The 19,027-nt window shown below is 71.2% G+C and carries 20 protein-coding genes; 15 read left to right on the top strand and 5 right to left on the bottom strand.

Going from position 1 to position 19,027, the window contains the following annotated elements:
• Positions 1 to 27: 27 nt before the first annotated feature.
• Genes ACIA8R_RS04410 through ACIA8R_RS04420 form a run of 3 tightly spaced genes read right to left on the bottom strand, consistent with a single transcriptional unit; the run spans position 28 to position 2,291 of the window.
• On the bottom strand, positions 28 to 981 hold the full coding sequence (locus ACIA8R_RS04410) for a helix-turn-helix domain-containing protein (RefSeq protein ID WP_357692339.1): 954 nt from the start codon (positions 979 to 981) through the stop codon (positions 28 to 30).
• A gap of 30 nt (positions 982 to 1,011) precedes the next feature.
• Positions 1,012 to 1,839, bottom strand: coding sequence for a hypothetical protein (locus ACIA8R_RS04415; protein WP_397036474.1), 828 nt, complete (start codon positions 1,837 to 1,839; stop codon positions 1,012 to 1,014).
• A 32-nt stretch (positions 1,840 to 1,871) separates the two neighbouring features.
• On the bottom strand, positions 1,872 to 2,291 hold the full coding sequence (locus ACIA8R_RS04420) for a hypothetical protein (protein WP_397036476.1): 420 nt from the start codon (positions 2,289 to 2,291) through the stop codon (positions 1,872 to 1,874).
• Between the two features lie 156 nt (positions 2,292 to 2,447).
• Between ACIA8R_RS04420 and ACIA8R_RS04425 the strand changes: the two genes are divergently transcribed.
• The 15 genes from ACIA8R_RS04425 to ACIA8R_RS04495 all read left to right on the top strand — a co-directional run bounded on the left by ACIA8R_RS04425 (position 2,448) and on the right by ACIA8R_RS04495 (position 17,580).
• On the top strand, positions 2,448 to 2,867 hold the full coding sequence (locus tag ACIA8R_RS04425; protein ID WP_364099364.1) for a VOC family protein: 420 nt from the start codon (positions 2,448 to 2,450) through the stop codon (positions 2,865 to 2,867).
• 39 nt (positions 2,868 to 2,906) lie between these two features.
• Positions 2,907 to 3,266 carry an MmcQ/YjbR family DNA-binding protein gene (locus tag ACIA8R_RS04430; RefSeq protein ID WP_357692331.1) on the top strand — a complete coding sequence of 120 codons (360 nt, stop codon included), beginning with the start codon at positions 2,907 to 2,909 and terminating at the stop codon, positions 3,264 to 3,266.
• A gap of 22 nt (positions 3,267 to 3,288) precedes the next feature.
• Positions 3,289 to 3,783, top strand: a complete 495-nt coding sequence (locus ACIA8R_RS04435; protein ID WP_397036479.1) for a GNAT family N-acetyltransferase — start codon at positions 3,289 to 3,291, stop codon at positions 3,781 to 3,783.
• A 99-nt stretch (positions 3,784 to 3,882) separates the two neighbouring features.
• On the top strand, positions 3,883 to 4,260 hold the full coding sequence (locus ACIA8R_RS04440) for a hypothetical protein (protein WP_364099358.1): 378 nt from the start codon (positions 3,883 to 3,885) through the stop codon (positions 4,258 to 4,260).
• An 18-nt stretch (positions 4,261 to 4,278) separates the two neighbouring features.
• Entirely contained in the window at positions 4,279 to 5,181 is a 903-nt protein-coding gene (locus ACIA8R_RS04445; protein WP_357692325.1) for an EamA family transporter, read from the top strand.
• Complete coding sequence (locus tag ACIA8R_RS04450; protein ID WP_364099412.1) at positions 5,181 to 5,810, top strand: GntR family transcriptional regulator; 630 nt, start codon at positions 5,181 to 5,183, stop codon at positions 5,808 to 5,810. Before ACIA8R_RS04445 ends, ACIA8R_RS04450 begins: the two co-directional genes overlap by 1 nt.
• Positions 5,811 to 5,882: 72 nt before the next feature.
• Positions 5,883 to 6,233 carry a hypothetical protein gene (locus ACIA8R_RS04455; RefSeq protein WP_357692323.1) on the top strand — a complete coding sequence of 117 codons (351 nt, stop codon included), beginning with the start codon at positions 5,883 to 5,885 and terminating at the stop codon, positions 6,231 to 6,233.
• 270 nt (positions 6,234 to 6,503) lie between these two features.
• A complete protein-coding gene (locus ACIA8R_RS04460; RefSeq protein ID WP_397036482.1) occupies positions 6,504 to 7,958 on the top strand; it encodes a sugar transferase in 1,455 nt (484 codons plus the stop codon).
• Positions 7,959 to 7,960: 2 nt separating this feature from the next.
• Positions 7,961 to 9,028 (top strand): glucose-1-phosphate thymidylyltransferase, encoded by a 1,068-nt coding sequence (locus ACIA8R_RS04465; RefSeq protein ID WP_357692319.1) that lies wholly within the window; start codon positions 7,961 to 7,963, stop codon positions 9,026 to 9,028.
• Positions 9,025 to 9,954, top strand: a complete 930-nt coding sequence (rfbB, locus tag ACIA8R_RS04470; protein WP_397036484.1) for a dTDP-glucose 4,6-dehydratase — start codon at positions 9,025 to 9,027, stop codon at positions 9,952 to 9,954. Before ACIA8R_RS04465 ends, rfbB begins: the two co-directional genes overlap by 4 nt.
• A gap of 13 nt (positions 9,955 to 9,967) precedes the next feature.
• A complete protein-coding gene (rfbD, locus tag ACIA8R_RS04475) occupies positions 9,968 to 10,819 on the top strand; it encodes a dTDP-4-dehydrorhamnose reductase (protein WP_397036486.1) in 852 nt (283 codons plus the stop codon).
• Positions 10,804 to 11,763, top strand: coding sequence for an endonuclease/exonuclease/phosphatase family protein (locus tag ACIA8R_RS04480; protein WP_357692313.1), 960 nt, complete (start codon positions 10,804 to 10,806; stop codon positions 11,761 to 11,763). Before rfbD ends, ACIA8R_RS04480 begins: the two co-directional genes overlap by 16 nt.
• Positions 11,764 to 11,815: 52 nt before the next feature.
• Positions 11,816 to 12,586: a WecB/TagA/CpsF family glycosyltransferase gene (locus ACIA8R_RS04485; protein ID WP_357692311.1), complete on the top strand. Its 771-nt coding sequence runs from the start codon at positions 11,816 to 11,818 to the stop codon at positions 12,584 to 12,586.
• Positions 12,583 to 13,698 carry a hypothetical protein gene (locus ACIA8R_RS04490; protein ID WP_397036489.1) on the top strand — a complete coding sequence of 372 codons (1,116 nt, stop codon included), beginning with the start codon at positions 12,583 to 12,585 and terminating at the stop codon, positions 13,696 to 13,698. Before ACIA8R_RS04485 ends, ACIA8R_RS04490 begins: the two co-directional genes overlap by 4 nt.
• Before the next feature lie 69 nt (positions 13,699 to 13,767).
• On the top strand, positions 13,768 to 17,580 hold the full coding sequence (locus ACIA8R_RS04495; RefSeq protein ID WP_397036491.1) for a LamG-like jellyroll fold domain-containing protein: 3,813 nt from the start codon (positions 13,768 to 13,770) through the stop codon (positions 17,578 to 17,580).
• On the opposite strand, the gene ACIA8R_RS04500 is transcribed toward ACIA8R_RS04495, so the two are convergent.
• Both ACIA8R_RS04500 and rfbC read right to left on the bottom strand, forming a co-directional pair.
• Positions 17,577 to 18,407 (bottom strand): glycosyltransferase, encoded by an 831-nt coding sequence (locus ACIA8R_RS04500; RefSeq protein ID WP_397036492.1) that lies wholly within the window; start codon positions 18,405 to 18,407, stop codon positions 17,577 to 17,579. The two genes, ACIA8R_RS04495 and ACIA8R_RS04500, sit on opposite strands and share 4 nt — an antisense overlap.
• On the bottom strand, positions 18,401 to 18,958 hold the full coding sequence (gene rfbC / locus ACIA8R_RS04505) for a dTDP-4-dehydrorhamnose 3,5-epimerase (protein WP_357692303.1): 558 nt from the start codon (positions 18,956 to 18,958) through the stop codon (positions 18,401 to 18,403). The genes ACIA8R_RS04500 and rfbC overlap by 7 nt, the downstream gene beginning before the upstream one ends.
• Positions 18,959 to 19,027: the final 69 nt, after the last annotated feature.

Below are 19,027 nucleotides of genomic sequence, written 5' to 3' on the forward strand. Positions count from 1 at the left end.
GAGGGGCGTCCCCGGCGGGGGCGCCCCTCACAGCGGGATCATGCCGGACCGGGCCGCGTACCAGGCGAGCTGCATGCGGCTGTCGGTCCCGGCCAGCTTCATCAGCCGCCGGATCCGGCGCTGGACGGTGCGCTCGCTGGTGCCGAGCCGGCTGGCGACCGTCTTGTCCGGCATCCCGGACAGCAGGTACGTCATCAGCGCGACATCGGTGTCGTCCCAAGCCGCGACCCCCTCGGTCACGCTCGTGGCGGTGAGCCGCAGCGGGGTCGCCGCCTGCCACACCCGCTCGAACAACTCGACCAGAAGATGGACCAGGGACTGCCCCCTGACCAGGAGGAAGCCCGGCTCCACGCTCGTCTGGTCAGGTAGGACGGGCAGGAGCACGACCTCCCGGTCCACGATGATCATCTTGCTGGGCAGCTCGACGGCGATCCTGATCTCGTAGCCGCCCTTCAGGAACCTGGCGATCTCGGCCGGGGCCCTGGGGTCGTCCAGCGCGGCGCGTTCGTACACGTAGCGGTAGGTGGCCAGGGCGTTGGTGGAGTCGTCGAGGTTGACGTCGAGCACGTACGGAGGCCGGAAGAACGCCAGCACCTCCCGGCGGGCGCCGCGTTCCAGGTTGCCGAGCCAGGTGGCGAGCTGTTCCGGCGTGGTGAGCGCCTCGATCTCGCCCGCGGGCGAGGCCGCGCCCGTGCGGTACACCTCCACCAGCTCGGCCAGCCTGCCCTGCACCTGCTGCAACGCGGCTTGGCGCTCGGCGATCAGCGTGCCGAGGCCGACGTCGGGGGGCACGGCCATGTACAACCCGGTGTTGTCGCGGCTGGCCAGGCCGAGCGCGACGAGCCGCGTCACGGCCGCCGTCACGGCCGCCACCGGCAGGTCCAGCGCCTCGCCCACATCGGGGATCGTCACCCGGCGGCGGCGCAGGAGCTCCAGGTAGACGACCTCCTCCTCGTCGCTGAACCCCAGCCTATCCAGCATCTCTCATCACTTTCCGGCTGTCTGGCGGCATCACGGTCGCTCGTACGCGGGCGCGGCCAGCTCCCAGAGGCCGACCGGCCGCAGGGTGGCCGCGGCGGCGAGCAGCTGCTTCTCGTCCATGTCCTCGCCGGAGAGCCGCACGAGGGTGTTCCCATGGGCGGTGAACACGACGTTGCCGAAGTCATCTCTCAGGATCCAGAGGTCCGGCGCCGCCTGCACGCAGGTCACATCCTCGTGGCGATCCACTTCGTCAGCGCAGGCCTGCGCCGGGGGCATGGTCTCCGGCAGGACTTCGACCAGGAGGATGTCCGGGGCGCGCTCGTACCTGAGGGAGAGCTCCGGGCCGCGGACCTCCACCTTGTCGAGCCGGAAACCGGGCAGGTCGGGCACGACGTTCGAGGTGTCCCGGGCGGTCATGGCCTGCGCCTGGGCGGCGAGTGCGATCACGTCCTGGTTCGACCACGCCGCCAGGAACAGGGACGCGGCCACGCCGACCGCCGAGACGCGCACAGGTGCGGCAACCGGCAGGGCGATGCCCGCTCCCAGCGCGTAGCCGCACGCCCCGGCGGCCATGATGATCAGGCCGACGCGCCAGGCGCCGAAGCCGACCATGACGGAGACGGGGGCGGTCACGTTCAGGCCGACGTACAGCGCGATGAGGGCGAACTGCCCCAGCAGCGAGGCGAGCCACCAGTTCCGCAACATGGCGTACCAGGACAGCAGCATGCCGAGCGGAAGGGTCGCGAACAGCATCAGCAGCAGGTTGCCCGCGGCGTCATCGGGGCCGTGGAAGGCGATGACCGCCTGTGCCAGGCCGACCACGGCCCCCACGAGCGCCGCACGGATCAACGCATTCATACTCGATCATGGACGTTCTGCGCCCACTGCTGTCAAGAGGGGGTGTCCGCCCGGTCCCGGCGGGAGAACCAGCGCCAGGACGGCGGCAGGAGCAGCAGGACGACGACGGGCAGCGGCCCGAGGGCGGTCGCGAAGAGCACCCGTTCCAGGTCGAGGCCGGGGTCGAGCGCGTCCACCGCGACGGCCCCGCCGACCTGCAGCAGTTCCAGGGCGACGGCGGCCCAGAGCGTCCACGTCCTACGGGCGCCGAAGCGTTCCATCAGCCATCCGGTCAGCAGGAGGAACGTCACCTGCACCCCGAACAGCAGGAGCGGGCCGGGCGCGAAGGCGGCCAACACCGCTCCGGCCAGGAAGACCAGCCCCACGAGGCCGAACGCCACCTGAAGCGTCATGACGAACCTGGCGGCCCGTACGACGAAGGGCATCGGCTCGATCCCGACCGTCTTCATCATGGGACAAATGCTGACGGATCGGCCATCCATCGGGACAGAGAAACCACGCGTGAATCCCACCTTTCGATCAGGAGACGATCGTCCCCCGCAGGGGCCCCCAATTGGACAGCGGCATGCGCGCAACGGATATTGGACGGGAATAGGAGGATCTATTACATGGATGCGCGTCTGGACCATCTCGTTCTCTGGGTCTCCGACCAGCTCGCCGCCCTGCGTTTCTACGAGCAGGTGGTGGGCCTGCCGGGGGTCCGGGGGGAGGAGTTCCGCGAAGGCAAGGCGGGGTTCCCGAGTGTACGGATCACCGATGAGACGATCATCGACCTGATGGCGCACGACGTGTCGAACGGCGTGGAGGAGGGCACGGGGGTGACGGGCAGCGCCGGGCACCAGATCAACCACTTCTGCCTGTCGGTGAGCCGGGAGGACTTCGACGCGCTCCAGGTCCGGCTGAAGGACCACGGGATCGAGGTCACCGGCAGAGGCTCCAACTCCTTCGGCGCCCAGGGCATCGCCCCCGAGACCATCTTCTTCCCCGACCTGGACCGCAACGTCATCGAGGTTCGTCACTACCGCTGAGCCGGCGAGGTTGTCGGTCGGGTTTGGTAGACAGACGGCATGGGTGTGAGCGTCGACGAGTTCCTTGATCTGGTGCGGGGGTTGCCGGAGGTGACCGAGCATCCCAGCGCGGAGTGGGTCGGTTTCAAGGTCAACGGCAAGGGCTTCGGCTACCTGTGGGAGAAGACCGAGACGGTCGGGGTCAAGGCCACGATCGAGGAGCAGCTCGCGCTGGTGGCCGAGCGGCCCGAGGTGTTCGAGGTGCAGTTCACCGCCGGGCGCTTCGGGTGGGTCGTCGTCCACCTCGACAAGATCGAGGCCGACGAGCTGTTCGAGCTGATGGCCGAGGCGTGGTGCCTGACCGCGCCCCGGCCGCTGGTCAGCGCGTTCGAGGAGGCGCACCAGATCGCCCCGTCATGAGCCGCGGGTAGTCTCGGGCAGCGTGACCCCCATCGACATCCGGCTGCGCGAATGGCGTGAGGACGACGCCTCGGTCGTGCTGCGTGCGTTCGAGACGCCCGATCTGCGCCGCCAGTCGCCTTTCCCCGTCGTCACGCTCAAGGACGCGATGGGCTGGATCACGTCCTGGACGGGCGTGGGGCACGCGTTCGCCGTGACCGTCGAGGGTGGCACGGTGGTCGGGAACGTGGCGGTGGCCGGGATCGACGCCCACGACAACGGGTGGGTGTCCTACTGGGTCCTGCCCCCACACCGGGGGCTCGGGATCGCGACGGCGGCCACCGAGGAGCTGGCCCGGTGGGCGTTCGGCGAGCGCGGGCTCTTCCGGCTGGAGCTGGGGCACCGCACCGACAACCCGGCGTCGTGCCGGGTGGCGACCAAGGCGGGGTTCCTGGCCGAGGGCATCGAGCGCGGCAAGCTCTGCTACGAGGGCGTGCGCCACGACGTCGAGCGCCACGCCCGCCTCGCCACCGACTGACCCCGCCCCGCGGCGGGCCGGTGGCGGCGGAGCAGGGCCGCGGGCCGGGGTGATCGGCCGGCCTGGTCACGTGGTGGTGGGGTGAACTACCCTTTCCGGGTGGACAGCGAGAGCCGGGCCGCGGCCGGGCTGCTGGCGGCCCTGAGCAGGGCGGCCGAGATCCTCGCCGACTTACGCCACCCCTTCGTGCGCGGCAACCCCTTCACCCGCTTCGTCCCACCCTCGGGCGTGCGCACCGGCACCGCGTTCACCCTGCCCGACGGCCGCGAGGTGCTCTTCGAGGTCTCCCTCACCGTCTCCGGCGACGCCTTCCACGTGGAGGGCGGGATCACCGCCGAGGGCGAGCCGCTGCTGGAGCTGCCGCGCCGGAGCCTGCCGGACGTACACGACGCGCTCACCGTCCTGGACGACTACGCCGGCGACGTCGCCGCCCCCGCTGACCGCATGCTGGACGGACTTCTGGACGAAATTGTCTAATTGTCTGACAATGGAGGCATGAAGAACGGACCTCTCGCCGTCGTGGGCGCCTCCGCGCTCTGGGGCACCGCCGGCACCGCGGGGCTGCTCGTCTCGGCCGGGTCGGTCGGTTCGGTGGACTCGGTCGCGCTGGCCGCCGCCCGACTGGTCATCGGCGGCGCCGCGCTCGGCCTGCTGGCGAGGGCCGGCCTCAGGCGAGTGCTGCGGCCGGGGCTGCTGCTGGCCGCGCTGGCGGTGGCGGCGTACCAGTTGTGCTTCTTCGCGGCGGTCGCGCGGACCGGGGTGGCCATCGGCACGGTGGTCGCGATCGGCAGCGGGCCGGCGTTCACCGGCGTGCTGTCCTGGGTGCTGCACCGGCGGCGGCCGAGCGGGCGGTGGGCGCTGGCGACCGCGGCGGCGGTCTGCGGCTGCGCGGCGCTGATCGTCGGCGGCGGCGCGCAGGCGGGCGGGCGGCTGGTGTCGGGCGTGCTGTTCGCGCTGCTCGGCGGCCTGCTCTACGCCTTCTACGCGGTCTCCGCCGCCAGGGCCATCGAGCAGGGGGCCGAGTCGGACGCCGTGATGGGGGTGATGTTCGGCGGCGCCGCCGTGGTCATGCTGCCGGTGCTGCTGGTCGGCGGCGTCGGCTGGATGGGGGAGCCGCGCTCGCTGCTCGCCGTGCTCTACCTGGGCCTCGGCACCACCGCGCTGTCCTACGTCCTGTACGGGCGCGGCCTGCGCACCACGCCGGTCGCCACGGCCGCGACGCTGGCCCTGACCGAGCCGGCCGTCGCCGCGCTGCTGGGCCTGCTGGTGCTGGGGGAGCGCCTGGCCCCGCTCTCGGTCGCCGGGCTGGTGCTGCTGGTGCTCGGCCTGGTGGCGGTGGCCGTGCCGGAACGAGGCAGGGAACGCGTCGCGGAAACGGCACTAGCATCACAGCCGTGATGTTGCCCCTCAAACCCGTCTCCACGGTCGGCGCGCTCGCCGACGCCCTGCGCAGCCGGGTGCTCTCCGGCGAGATCGCGGCGGGGACGTCGCTGCCCGAGCAGGAGATCGCCGCGTCGTACGGCGTGGCCAGGCCGACCGTGCGCGAGGCGCTGGCCGGTCTGGTGCACGAGGGACTGCTCAGGCGCGAGCGCAACCGCAGCGCCTATGTCCCGGAGGTGACGATCGCGGACCTCCAGGACCTCATGTACGTGCGCCGGCCCCTGGAGGACCTCATGGCCCAGGCCGTCGCCGGCCGCCGGGTCCCCGACGCTGAGGCCGCGCTGCTCAGATGGGAGGAGCTGCCCGCCGACGCGCCGTGGTCGGCGACCGTGGCCGAGCACATGGCCCTGCACGAGGCGCTGATCGAGGCGGCCGGCAGCAGGCGGCTCGTACGCCTCTACGCCGCGCTCGCCGCCGAGACCAGGCTCGGCATGGTCCGTCTGCGCGAGGTCTACCGCGACCGGGACGTCCTGGTCCGCGAGCATCGCGAACTGCTCGACGCCATCGCGGCGGGCCCGGCGGAGGCGGCACAGGCGGCCGTAGCGGCGCATCTCAGCCACAACTGGGGCAGTCCCGAGCGTCCCTGAACGGAAACGCCATGGCCGTCATTGAGCGCGAGCCCTTGCGGGACAAGCCCGGAACTCGCAAGAATCGCGGCCATGCACGGCAACCCGATGCCGGACTCCTACGTATATGTCACCGAAGAGGGCGTCACCCGTCACTACGCCGACGGCAGCGTCGAGGCCCTTGCGTGGGAGGACGTGGCGGAGGTCCGGGTCGCCACCGAATCCGGGGAAGACGTTCTCTTCATCCTGCTCGATCGTGAGGGCGAAGGCTGCGTGGTGCCGCGTTCCGCGACTGATGCCACCTTTCTCGCCCGTCTACGCTATTTGCCCGATTTCGATCTCGACCGGCTGAACCTGGCCGCCGATTCCGCGCGTGACGGGGTTGTGGTCGTGTGGCGCAGCCCTGATCCGCCGTCCGCATTGCCGGATCTGGAGTACGACTAGCGCGTTCGCTAGCCTGTTACCTGGCGAAATGTCGCCATAAACATCACATTTCCTCGCCCGCGTGCTGCACTTTTGGATCGTTCCGTCAACCCCCGAAACCCCTAGATCGACGTCCGATTGTGGACATTTCCCGTTATTCCCCAGGTTGGAATCGATCTTTACTCTTTAGTGGGGGCCGCCGCCCTTGATAACGCATGGGTCATTGTCAACCTATGTGGCACAAGGAACGTCCTGTTATCGCGGTGAAAGCAGTTATCACAGGGTGGTGCTATGAGGGTGGGGACTGGGGAGTCCACTGCTGTGCTCCTCAAGGCCGCGCCACGCCTTGAGTCCAGCATCTGGACCCGGGCGTACCTGCGGCTCCTGTTAGGCGGAGACACGGCATGCGCGCTGCTCGCGTGCGTGTGCGTGCTGGGCGTACGCCTGGCCTCCGGCGTGTACGTGCCGATCGCCGAGTACGTGCTCGGGCTCGGCCTGCTCGTCGCGTGGCCGGCAGCGCTCAAGATGGGAGGCGCGTACCGCCAGCGCGCCAACGGCGAGGGCCCGGAGGAGTTCAAGGCCGTCTTCACCGGCGGGATCGGGCTGATGGCCACCACGGCCGTCCTGGCCTACGCCACGCAGACGGCCATCGCGCGCAGCTTCGTCATGGCGATGCTGCCGCTGGTGCTGATCGCCACGCTCTACTTCCGCTACCGCATGCGCAAGCGGCTGCATCGCAGGCGGGCGATCGGCGAGTACATGCGGCAGGTGATCGCGGTCGGGCACCGGGAGTCGATCCTCGACCTCGTCGTGCAGTTCCGCCGCCAGCCGCACCACGGCATGCAGGTCGTCGGGGCCTGCCTGCCGCACGACACGCTGGACGTCGACCTCGACGGCATCCCCGTGATGGGCTCCTTCGGCGACGTCGCCGAGGTCGTGGCCCACTCACGGGCCGACGCGGTGGCCGTCCTGGCCTGTCCCGAGCTGGACGGGGCGGCGCTGCGCCGGCTGGCCTGGAGCCTGGAGACGGCGCGTACGGACCTGTTCGTCGCGCCCGCGCTCATGGACGTCGCCGGCCCGCGCATCAGCATCAGGCCGGTGGCCGGGATGCCGCTGCTGCACGTGGAGCACCCGGAGTTCGACGGCACGCGGCAGTTCGCGAAGGCGGTCTTCGACCGCATGGTGGCCGGCGCGGCCCTGTTGGTGCTCGCGCTGCCGCTGCTGGCGCTCGCCCTGGTGATCAGGCTGACCAGCCAGGGTCCCGCGCTGTTCCACCAGACCAGGGTGGGCAGGGGCGGCAGGGAGTTCCGGGTGGTGAAGTTCCGCACGATGGTGGTCGACGCGGAACGGCTCAAGCACCAGCTTCTTGAGGCGAACGAGTTCGACGGGGTGCTGTTCAAGATGAGGAACGATCCAAGGATCACCCGGGTGGGCGCCTTCCTGCGCCGTTACTCCCTGGACGAGCTGCCGCAGCTGCTCAATGTGATCCGTGGTGAGATGTCCCTCGTCGGCCCCCGTCCGCCGCTGCCGGAGGAGGTCGCCAGGTACGGCGCCGACGTGCGCCGCCGCCTGGTGGTCAAGCCCGGCATGACCGGCCTCTGGCAGGTCAGCGGCCGTTCCGACCTGACGTGGGAGGAGTCCGTACGGCTCGACCTGCGTTACGTGGAGAACTGGTCGCTCCTGCTCGACCTGCAGATCCTGTGGAAGACCTGGTCCGTCGTCACCCGTGGAGAAGGGGCTTACTAGCAGTGAAGGCACTCGTGCTCGCCGGGGGGTCGGGCACACGGCTCCGGCCCATCACGCACACCTCGGCCAAGCAGCTGGTCCCCGTCGCCAACAAGCCGGTCCTGTTCTACGGGCTGGAGGCCATCGCGGCGGCCGGGATCAGGGAGCTCGGCCTGGTGGTCGGGGACACGCAGGCGGAGATCGAGTCGGCCGTCGGGGACGGCTCGGCGTTCGGGCTGCAGGTGACCTACCTCCGCCAGGAGGCGCCGCTCGGGCTGGCGCACGGCGTGCTGATCGCCCGCGAGTACCTGGGCGACGACGACTTCGTGATGTACCTGGGCGACAACTTCGTCGTCGGGGGCATCAACGACCTGGTGGACAGGTTCACCAGGGAACGGCCCGCCGCGCAGATCATGCTGACCAGAGTCGGCGACCCCGGCCAGTTCGGGGTCGCCGAGCTGGACGCGGAGGGCCGCGTGGTCGGCCTGGAGGAGAAGCCGGCCAGCCCCAAGAGCGATCTGGCGCTGGTCGGCGTCTACCTGTTCAGCCCGGCGATCCACGCCGCCGTCGCCGAGCTCAAGCCGTCGTGGCGGGGCGAGCTGGAGATCACCGACGCGATCCAGTGGCTGATCGAGGCCGGCCTGCGTGTGGAGTCGTCGGTGATCTCGGGATACTGGAAGGACACCGGCAACGTCACCGACATGCTGGAGGTCAACCGGCTGGTCCTGGAGTCGGTCGAGCCCGGCGTGCGCGGGCGGGTCGACGAGGCCAGCGAGCTGATCGGTCGGGTGGTGGTCGAGCCGGACGCGGTGGTCGAGCGCTCCCGCGTGGTCGGCCCGGCGATCATCGGCCGGGGTGCGCGCATCCAGGACAGCTACGTCGGGCCGTTCACCTCGGTCGGCGCGTCGTGCGTGGTCACCGGCAGCGAGATCGAATACTCGATCCTGCTGCCTCGGGCGTCCATCGACGGCGTGGGCCGGATCGAGGCGTCCCTGATCGGCCACGACGTCGAGGTCACCCGAGCGCCCAACACGCCCAGAGCCCACCGCCTCGTGCTGGGCGATCACAGCAAGGTACAGATCACTACATGACAAGAATTCTGGTGACGGGCGGCGCGGGGTTCATCGGCTCCCACTTCGTCCGGGGGCTGCACGACGCGTACGTGACCGTCCTCGACAAGCTCACCTACGCCGGGAACCGCGCCAACCTCGAAGGCGTGCGCCACGAGTTCGTCCACGGCGACATCTGCGACGCGGAGTTGCTGCGCGAGGTCGTCCCGGGTCATGACCTGGTGGTGAACTTCGCCGCCGAGTCCCACGTCGACCGGTCGATCGAGGGCGCCGCCGCCGAGTTCATGCGGACCAACGTGCTCGGCACCCAGACGCTGCTCCAGGCGTGCCTGGAGGCGGGCACGCCGAAGGTCGTCCAGGTCTCGACGGACGAGGTCTACGGGTCGATCGACATCGGCTCCTGGGACGAGTCCGCGCCGGTGCGCCCGCGTTCGCCGTACGCGGCCAGCAAGGCGGGCGGCGACCTGATCGCCCGCTCGTACGCGATCACCTACGGCCTGGACGTGTCGATCACCCGCTGCGGCAACAACTACGGCCCCCGGCAGTACCCCGAGAAGCTGATCCCGCTGTTCGTCACGAACCTGCTGCGCGGCCGCCAGGTCCCGCTGTACGGCGACGGCGGCAACGTGCGTGACTGGATCCACGCCGAGGACCACTGCGCCGGAATCCGCCTGGTCGCCGAGAAGGGCGAGCCCGGCGAGGTCTACCACATCGCCGGCACCGCCGAGCTGACGAACAAGGAGCTGACCGCCCGCCTGCTCGAAGCCTGCGGCCGCGACTGGGACTCGGTGCGCTACGTCGAGGACCGCAAGGGCCACGACCGCAGGTACTCCCTGGACGACGCCAAGCTGCGCAAGCTCGGCTACCGCCCGGAGATCCCGTTCGACCAGGGGCTGAAGGACACCGTCCGCTGGTACGCCGACCATCGCGACTGGTGGCCCTCGTGACCGGAGGTCTGTCATGAGGTGGCTCGTCACGGGCGGCGGCGGCATGCTGGCCGCCGACGTGCTCGAACGGGCGGCGCGGACCGGCGATCCGGTGCTCGCGCTCGGCCGTTCCGAGCTCGACCTGTGCGACCGGCGCTCCGTCCGCGACTTCGTCACCGCCTACCGGCCCGGAGTGGTGGTCAACTGCGCCGCCTGGACCGCCGTGGACGACGCCGAGACCCACGAGGCCGAGGCGCTGGAGATCAACGGGCACGCGGTGGGCTGGCTGGCGGAGAGCTGCGCGCGGGCCGGGGCGCGGCTCGTGCACGTGTCCACCGACTACGTCTTCGACGGAACCGCGCCGGCGCCGTACCCGGAGGACGCGCCGACCGCGCCGGTGAACGCGTACGGCAGGACCAAGCTCGCCGGTGAGCGAGCGGCGCTGGAGCACGGGCACCACGTGGTGCGCAGCGCCTGGCTGTACGGCGCGGCCGGCCCCAACTTCGTGCGCACCATGATCAGGCTGGCGGCCGAGCGCGACACCGTGGACGTGGTCGACGACCAGCGCGGCCAGCCGACGTGGACCGCCGACCTGGCCGACTACCTGGTACGGCTGGCGCAGTCCGAGCTGCCGCCGGGCGTCTACCACGGCACCAGCTCCGGGGAGACGACATGGTGCGGCCTGGCCAAGGAGATCTTCACGCTGCTCGGCCTGGACCCGGAGCGGGTGCGCCCGGTGAGCTCGGCGGGCTTCCCCCGGCCGGCCCGGCGTCCGGCCAACAGCGTGCTCGCGCACACCAGGGGAGAGCCGATCCGGGACTGGGACCAGGCGCTGCGCGCGGCCTGGCCGGCGCTGACGCACGGGCGCCGGTGCGGCGTCGCGTAGGCGGCGCGGTGCTGTGGCTCATGGTGGCGGGCCTGGCGGGGTGGGCGGGGCTGCGGCTGTCCGGGTGGGAGCCGAAGTTCCTGTGGTCGCAGCTCGTGTCGTTCACGCCGTACGCGGCGGCGCTGTCGGTGGTGCCGCTGGGCTTCGCGTTCCACCTGCGCTCCTGGCCGCTGATCGCCGCCGCGCTCGCCGTGACGTGCGCGTTCGCGGTGGCCGTCGTGCCGCGCGCGGTGCCCGAGGGCAACCCGCCGGCCGCCGGGCCGGTGCTGCGGGTGATGGCGGTCAACCTGCTGCACTCCTCCGTGCTGCCGCCGGTGCTGGTGGAGACGGTCGAGCGCGAGCGGCCGGACGTGCTGAACCTGCTGGAGTTCACCGGCCTGATGCGGGAGCGGGTGGAGGAGCTGGGGCTGGCGCGGCTGCTGCCGTACCGGATCGTGCTGCCGGGGGAGGACTCGTCGGGGGCGGCGATCTACTCGCGTTACCCGCTGCGGGCGGCGGACCTGCCGATCGCGGCGCCGCCCTTCGAGGAGAGCCCGCGCCACCTGCCCGCCGTCGTCACGCTGCCGGGCGGGCGGGAGGCCGAGATCGTCGCGGTGCACGCGTGCGCGCCCTCGGAGGGCTGGCGGACGGCGTGCTGGGCGTCCAGCATCCGGGCGCTGCCGCCCGCCGCGGCGCCCTTGCGGATCCTGGCCGGGGACTTCAACTCCACCCTCGACCACGCGGTGCTGCGCGACCTGATCGCCACGGGCTACCGGGACGCAGCCGACGTCACCGGGAAGGGGCTCTCCATGACGTGGCCCTACTACGAGCAGCCGCGGCTGTTCCCGAAGGTGGCCATCGACCACGTGCTGGCCGACCGGCGGATCGCGATCCGGAGCTTCCAGACCCTGCGGGTGCCGAGGACCGACCACCGGGCGACGCTCACCGAGCTGGTCCTTCCTTGATGTGACGTTTCCGGAGCTGAGACCGATATGTCATGGACACCCAGGGGGACGGATGACGAGGTTGCCGGAGAGGAAGACGGTGTTCGGCACCGTGCTGGACGCCCTCACCATGAGCCAGGTGATCGACCGTTGCGTGGCGGCCGTCGCGGCGGACGGCAGGCTGACCATCGGCGTGGTGAACGCCGCCAAGGTCGTCAACATGCGCGCGGACGCCGCCCTGCGCCAGTCGGTGCTGGACAGCGACCTCGTGCTGGCCGACGGGCAGTCGGTGGTCTGGGCCGCGCGGGTGCTCGGCCACCGCCTCCCCGAGCGGGTGGCGGGCATCGACCTGTTCACCGAGCTGATGGCCGAGGGCGCCCGGCGCGGCTACCGGGCCTACTTCCTCGGCGCGACCGCCGAGGTGCTGGCCGGGGTGCTGGACGAGGTGCGCGCCCGCTACCCGGGCCTGGCCGTCGCCGGCTCCCGCGACGGCTACTTCGCGCCGGAGGAGTCGGGCGAGGTCGCCGCCGAGATCGCCGCCTCGCGGGCCGACCTGCTGTTCCTGGGCATCACCTCGCCGAAGAAGGAGATCTTCATCCGCGAGTGGGGGGAGCGCACCGGCGCGCGGATCATCCACGGCGTGGGCGGCTCGTTCGACGTGCTGGCCGGGCGCACCCGGAGGGCGCCGCTGCGCTGGCAGCGATTAGGGCTGGAATGGCTCTACCGCATGCTTCAGGAGCCGTTGCGGCTCGGGCCGCGCTACGTGCGCACCAACGGCAGATTCCTGCTCCTGGTGATCAGGGAGTGGGCCGGTGTCAGACGCAGGATCGAGGAGACGACGTGACGGATCACCGGATCGCTCTGCTGAGCTCCGGCCACCAGGACTTCGTGCGGGACATGCTGGACCTGTCGGTACGCGGCCTGCCCCCCGGATACCGCGACGGCGGCTTCGTCTTCACCCGCCGGGGCCGGCAGCAGGCCGACGGCACCTGGACGGCCGTGCCGGAGGGGCGCAGCATCCGCTACTCCGCGATCGTCGCGCTCGGCGTGGCCACCATGGAGGAGTCCCGGCAGCGGGCGGCGCTGGCCGGTGACGACGTCCTCGACCTGGTGGGGGACCTGGTCAAGCGGCTCCCCGAGGTGACCGGCGCCGGTGACGCCGCGCTGATCTGCTGGGCGGCGGCCGAGAGCGGGCACGCCGACCTCGACCAGGCCCTGAGCCGTCTCGCCGAGCTGGACGCGGGCGATCAGATCTACACCGTCGAGGCGGCGTGGGTGCTGGCCGCCCTGGTCGCGGCCGGGGTGCGCGACGTCCGCGCCGAACGGGCCCGCGAACGGCTGCTCGGCGGGCTGGCCGGCAACAGGCTCTACCCGCACGCGCTCGGCCGGGGCCCGCTGGTGCCCCGCTACCGCGCCCACGTGGGGTGCTTCGCCGACCAGGTCTACCCGCTCCAGGCGCTGGCCAGGCTGCACGCGGCCACCGGCGACGCCGAGGCGCTGCGGGCCGCCGAGCAGGTGGCCGCGGGCATCTGCCGGGCCCAGGGGCCGCGGGGCGAGTGGTGGTGGCACTACGACGCCCGTACCGGCTCGGTGGTCGAGGGGTTCCCCGTCTACAGCGTCCACCAGCTCTCCATGGGGCCGATGGCGCTGCTGGACCTGGCCGACGCGGGCGGCACGGCGTACGTGGCGGAGATCTCCAAGGGGCTCGACTGGATGATCGAGCGGCCCTCGTTCGTGCTCGACGATCTGGCGCTGACCTGGCGCAAGGAGGCCAGGGACGACCCCCGCAAGCTGGTGCGCGGGCTGCGGGCGATGGCGACGGGCGTGCACAGGGGGTCGCGGCTCGGCGTGCTGGACCGGGTCTATCCGCCGGTCGCCGTGGACCGGGAGTGCCGGCCGTACGAGCTGGGGTGGCTGCTGTACGCGTGGCTGGCCAGTTGCGGACAAAGCGCGTGACTTGGCCCTGAATCGGTGCGATAGATCGATTCAGGGCTCGGGGGATATTTCCGTTTCAAGGGGGTTCCCGTGTTACGGCGGCTTCGCCATGCGCTCCTTTCCGTCCTGCTGATCACGACCGGGCTGGCCATCGTCGCGCCACCGCCCGCGCAGGCACTGCCGAGCAGCTTCCAGAGACAGGTGGTCTTCAGCGGGCTGACCAATCCGACCAACATCGAGTTCGCCTCCGACGGCCGGGTGTTCGTCGCCGAGAAGAGCGGCCTGATCAAGGTCTTCGACTCCCTCACCGACAGCACACCGGCGATCTACGCCGACCTGCGCACGCAGGTGCACAACTTCTGGGACCGCGGGCTCCTCGGCCTGGCCCTGCACCCGGACTTCCCGGCCGACCCGCGCATCTACGTGCTGTACTCCTACGACGCGGTGCCCGGCGGCAGCGCGCCACGCTGGGGCACCGCGGGCGCGAGCGCCGACCCGTGCCCGACCCCGCCCGGCGCGACGGGTGACGGCTGCCTGATCACCGGGCGGTTGTCCGTGCTGACGCCCTCGGGCGGCTCGGTGGCCGAGACCCCGCTGATCACCGACTGGTGCCAGCAGCACCCCAGCCACTCCGTCGGCGACCTGGCGTTCGGCCCCGACGGCATGCTCTACGCCAGCGGCGGCGACGGCGCCAGCTTCAACTTCGCCGACTACGGCCAGGACAACCTGACCAGCTCCGACGTCACCCCGGACAACCCGTGCGGTGACCCGCCCTCGCCCGTCGGCACCGCGCTCAGCCCGCCGGCCGCCGAGGGCGGCGCGCTGCGCTCGCAGGACCTGCGCACCGGCGGCGACCCGGCGGGCCTCAACGGCAGCATCATCAGGATCGACCCCGACACCGGCGCCGCCGCCCCCGGCAACCCGAACGCGGGGAGCAGCGACCCCAACGCGGCCCGGATCATCGCCTACGGCCAGCGCAACCCGTTCCGCATCACCGTACGGCCCGGCACGAACGAGATCTGGGCCGGCGAGGTCGGCTGGAACACCTACGAGGAGATCAACCGCATCACCTCTCCGACCGGCCCGGTCAGCAACTTCGGCTGGCCCTGCTACGAGGGCCCGGCCCGGCAGGGCGGCTACGACAACCTGAACCTGACCCTCTGCGAGAACCTGTACGCGGCGGGCCCGGCGGCGGTGACGCAGCCGTACTTCGCCTGGAACCACGCCTCCAAGCCCGCGCCGAACGACCCGTGCCCGTCAGGCGGATCGTCCTCCAGCGGCGTCGCGTTCTACGAGGGCGGCTCCTACCCGGCCGCCTACGACGGCGCGCTGTTCTTCTCCGACTTCAGCAGGTCGTGCGTCTGGGTCATGACCAAGGGCGCGAACGGCCTGCCCGACCCGGCGACGGTGACCACGTTCGACTCCGGCATGCCCGCCGTGGAGGTGCAGACCGGCCCCGGCGGCGACCTGTTCGCGGTCGACTACACCAACGGGCAGATCATCCGATACCTGTACAACAACATCCCGCCGACCGCCGTCATCGGCGCCAGCGCGACCTCGGGCAACGCGCCGCTCACGGTGAACTTCACCTCCGCCGGATCCGCCGACGCCGACGGCGACCCGCTCACCTTCCGCTGGGACCTGGACGGCGACGGCGACTACGACGACTCCACCTCGGCCACGCCGTCCCACACCTACGCGCAACCCGGCTCCTACGTGGTGAAGCTCCGGGCCGACGACGGGCGAGGCGGCCAGGGGACCGCGACCGTCACGATCAACGTGAACAACACGGCCCCCACGGCGACGATCAACTCCCCGTCGCCCTCGCTGACGTGGGCCGTCGGTGACACGATCACGTTCTCCGGCACCGGCACCGACGCCCAGGACGGCACGATCCCCGGCTCGCGGATGCAGTGGAAGCTGATCATGCATCACTGCCCCGGCACCTGCCACGAGCACGAGATCACCACCTTCACCGGCACCGGTGGCTCCTTCGCGCCGCCGGACCACGAATACCCGTCGCACCTGGAACTCCGGTTGACCGTGACCGACGCGCACGGCCTGACCGACACCAAGAGCGTGCTGCTGCAGCCGAAGACGGTGAACCTGACCTTCCAGACCGTGCCCGCCGGGTTGCAACTCGGCTTCAACAGCGAGCAGACCGTCGCCCCCTTCACCAGGACGGTGATCGTCGGCTCCCACAACTCGGTCTCCGCGCCCTCGCCGCAGAGCTCCGGCGGCTCCAGTTACACACTCACCTCCTGGTCCGACGGCGGCGCGGCCACGCACAACGTCACGGCGCCGGCCGGCGCGGCGACCTACACCGCGACCTACCAGCAGTCCCAGGTGCCGGACGGCCTGGTGGCGGCGTACGGCATGGACGCGGGCGCCGGCACGGCGGTCGCCGACGCCTCGGGCAAGGGCAACAACGGCACGGCCGCGAACACGGCGTGGTCCCTGACCGGCAAGTACGGCCAGGCGTTGTCGTTCGACGGCACGTCGAGCTGGGTGACGGTGGCCGATTCGAGTTCGTTGCGTCTGACCAACGGGATGACGTTGGAGGCGTGGGTGCGTCCGTCGAGTGTGACGGGGTGGCGGACGGTGTTGATGAAGGAGTTCGGGGCTGATCTGGCGTACGCGATCATGGGGAGCGGCGGCAGCGGCCCGGCGGCGTTCGTCTACACGTCCTCGGGCGCGAACGCACCGGCGGCGGGCAATCTGCCGTTGAACACCTGGAGTCATGTGGCGGCGACGTACGACGGTTCGACGTTGCGGATGTTCGTCAACGGCACGCAGGTGGCGGCCAACCCGACGGTCGGCAACCTGCGCACCGGGACGAGCCCGTTGCGGATCGGCGGGAACAGCGGTTCGGGCGAGTACTTCAGCGGTCTGATCGACGAGGTGCGGGTCTACAACAAGGCGCTTACCGCCGCCCAGATCACCACCGACATGAACACCCCCGTCGGGCAGCAGGGACCGCCCGACACCCAGCCGCCCACCGCGCCCGGCTCGCTGGCCGCGACCGGCGGTCAGGGCAGCGCCCAGCTCACCTGGACGGCCTCGACCGACAACGTGGCCGTCACCGGGTACACCGTTCACCGGTCGGCGACCGCCGGGTTCACGCCGTCCGGGGCCAACCAGGTGGGCTCGACCGCGAGCACGTCGTTCATGGACTCGGGGGTCGCGGCGGGCACGTATTACTACCGTGTCGTGGCCTTCGACGGCTCCAGCAACACAGGGCCGCCGTCCGACGAGGCGTCGGCGGTGGTCACCCCGCCGCCCACGGTCAGCGGGCTGGTGGCGGCGTACGGCATGAACGCGGGTACCGGGACGGCCGTCGCCGACGCCTCCGGCAACGGCAACAACGGCACCCTCACCGCGGCGACCTGGACGGCCGGCAAGTACGGCCAGGCGTTGTCGTTCGACGGCACGTCGAGCTGGGTGACGGTGGCCGATTCGAGTTCGTTGCGTCTGACGAACGGGATGACGTTGGAGGCGTGGGTGCGTCCGTCGAGTGTGACGGGGTGGCGGACGGTGTTGATGAAGGAGTTCGGGGCTGATCTGGCGTACGCGATCATGGGGAGCGGCGGCAGCGGCCCGGCGGCGTTCGTCTACACGTCCTCGGGGGCGAATGCTCCGGCGGCGGGCAATCTGCCGTTGAACACCTGGAGTCATGTGGCGGCGACGTACGACGGTTCGACGTTGCGGATGTTCGTCAACGGCACGCAGGTGGCGGCCAACCCGACGGTCGGCAACCTGCGCACCGGGACGAGCCCGTTGCGGATCGGCGGGAACAGCGGTTCGGGCGACTACTTCAGCGGTCTGATCGACGAGGTGCGGGTCTACAACAAGGCGCTCACCGCCGCTCAGATCACCACCGACATGAACACGCCGGTCAGTTAGCCCCGGCTGCTCTCGTCGCGCAGCCAGGTGGTGTAGTCGCCCGCGCGGATCGCGCGGGCGGCCCGCCACCTGGCCAGCACGGCCATCGCGGCGAAGACCACGGCCGCGCCCGCCAGGCGCGGCTCCTTCGCCACGATGGCCGCCAGGTCGCGCGGCCCGGTGCGCTCGCCGGCGGTGGCCGAGGTCCGTTCCAGCTCGGTGACGCTGGTCATCGCCCGGACCCGGCGGCGCAGCAGGTCGGCGACCGTGCGCGGCGGATGGATCACCGCGCGGGCCGTGCCGACGATCACGCGTTCGTCGGGTGCGAACGCCAGAGACGCGGTCAGGTCGTCGGCCATCACGGGCGGCAGCGCGCGCAGGCGCTCGTTGCCCACGCCGTTCACCGCGATCACGCCCCGGGCGAACAGTCCGGCGCGGACGTGCGGCAGCCGCGTCCAGATGGCGTAGTAGGCGCGCACCGGCCACGGGCTGCCGGCCAGCCTCAGGTCCCGCTCCGGCCCGGCGGCGAGCGGCCCGTCCGGCGCGCTCAGCACGGCCGCCAGGGCGCGGGCGGAGGCGGTGCTGAGCTCGACGTCGGCGTCGACGTACAGGCGGGGGTAGCCGCGGGCCGCCTGGTCGCCCATGCGCAGCGCCGCGCTCTTGGACGGGACGGGCGTGGTCAGCACCCGCACGTCGTACGGACGCGCCACGTCGGCCGTGCCGTCGGTGCAGCCGTTGGCCACGACCACCACGTCGAACTCGCCGGGCGCCGCCTCGCCGAGCAGGCCGTCCAGCAGGCGGCCGAGCACCTTGGCCTCGTTGTGGGCCGGGATCACGACGCTCACCACGACGGGAGGATCCCCGCGTCGCGGGCCTGCTTGAGCGTGGGGGCGGCGGCGTCCTTCGCCGACAGGACCGGCTCCACGTCGATCGGCCACTCGATGGCCAGGTCGGGGTCGAGCGGGTGGATGCCGTGCTCGTGCGCCGGGTCGTACGGGGAGGAGCAGAGGTAGACGACCGTGGCCGACTCGCTGAGGGCCATGAAGCCATGACCCAACCCCTCGGTCAGGAAGATGCCCTGGCGTGAGACGTCGTCCAGCCGCACCGCCTCCCACCGCCCGTACGTCGGCGAGCCCACCCGGACGTCCACGACGACGTCCAGGGCTTCGCCCGCCAGGCACATGACGTATTTGGCCTGGCCGGGCGGCACGTCGGCGAAGTGGATGCCGCGCAGCACGCCGCGGCTGGAGACCGAGCAGTTGACCTGGGCCAGCTCGATCGAGCGCCCCGTCGCCTCCCGAAGGTCGGCGGCGCGGAAGCTTTCCAGGAAAACGCCCCGGGGATCGCTGTGGATGCGGGGGGTGTAGAGCAATGCTCCATCGATGCTCAGGCGTTTCATGAAGACACTTGTAACACTCATTGCTGCCCACCCGAAGTATGGCTGTGGGTTTCCAAAGGGGGAAATCTT

Origin of the sequence: Nonomuraea sp. NPDC051191, assembly GCF_044455665.1 — a bacterium.
In the GTDB taxonomy this organism is placed as follows: domain Bacteria; phylum Actinomycetota; class Actinomycetes; order Streptosporangiales; family Streptosporangiaceae; genus Nonomuraea.

What these genes read in the sequence shown, in the direction of transcription:
- ACIA8R_RS04410 (WP_357692339.1), bottom strand. Translation starts at nt 981, where the DNA reads ATGCTGGATAGGCTGGGGTTCAGCGACGAGGAGGAGGTCGTCTACCTG.
- ACIA8R_RS04415 (WP_397036474.1), bottom strand. Translation starts at nt 1,839, where the DNA reads ATGAATGCGTTGATCCGTGCGGCGCTCGTGGGGGCCGTGGTCGGCCTG.
- ACIA8R_RS04420 (WP_397036476.1), bottom strand. Translation starts at nt 2,291, where the DNA reads ATGATGAAGACGGTCGGGATCGAGCCGATGCCCTTCGTCGTACGGGCC.
- ACIA8R_RS04425 (WP_364099364.1), top strand. Translation starts at nt 2,448, where the DNA reads ATGGATGCGCGTCTGGACCATCTCGTTCTCTGGGTCTCCGACCAGCTC.
- ACIA8R_RS04430 (WP_357692331.1), top strand. Translation starts at nt 2,907, where the DNA reads ATGGGTGTGAGCGTCGACGAGTTCCTTGATCTGGTGCGGGGGTTGCCG.
- ACIA8R_RS04445 (WP_357692325.1), top strand. Translation starts at nt 4,279, where the DNA reads ATGAAGAACGGACCTCTCGCCGTCGTGGGCGCCTCCGCGCTCTGGGGC.
- ACIA8R_RS04450 (WP_364099412.1), top strand. Translation starts at nt 5,181, where the DNA reads ATGTTGCCCCTCAAACCCGTCTCCACGGTCGGCGCGCTCGCCGACGCC.
- ACIA8R_RS04455 (WP_357692323.1), top strand. Translation starts at nt 5,883, where the DNA reads ATGCACGGCAACCCGATGCCGGACTCCTACGTATATGTCACCGAAGAG.
- ACIA8R_RS04460 (WP_397036482.1), top strand. Translation starts at nt 6,504, where the DNA reads ATGAGGGTGGGGACTGGGGAGTCCACTGCTGTGCTCCTCAAGGCCGCG.
- rfbB (WP_397036484.1), top strand. Translation starts at nt 9,025, where the DNA reads ATGACAAGAATTCTGGTGACGGGCGGCGCGGGGTTCATCGGCTCCCAC.
- rfbD (WP_397036486.1), top strand. Translation starts at nt 9,968, where the DNA reads ATGAGGTGGCTCGTCACGGGCGGCGGCGGCATGCTGGCCGCCGACGTG.
- ACIA8R_RS04485 (WP_357692311.1), top strand. Translation starts at nt 11,816, where the DNA reads ATGACGAGGTTGCCGGAGAGGAAGACGGTGTTCGGCACCGTGCTGGAC.
- rfbC (WP_357692303.1), bottom strand. Translation starts at nt 18,958, where the DNA reads ATGAAACGCCTGAGCATCGATGGAGCATTGCTCTACACCCCCCGCATC.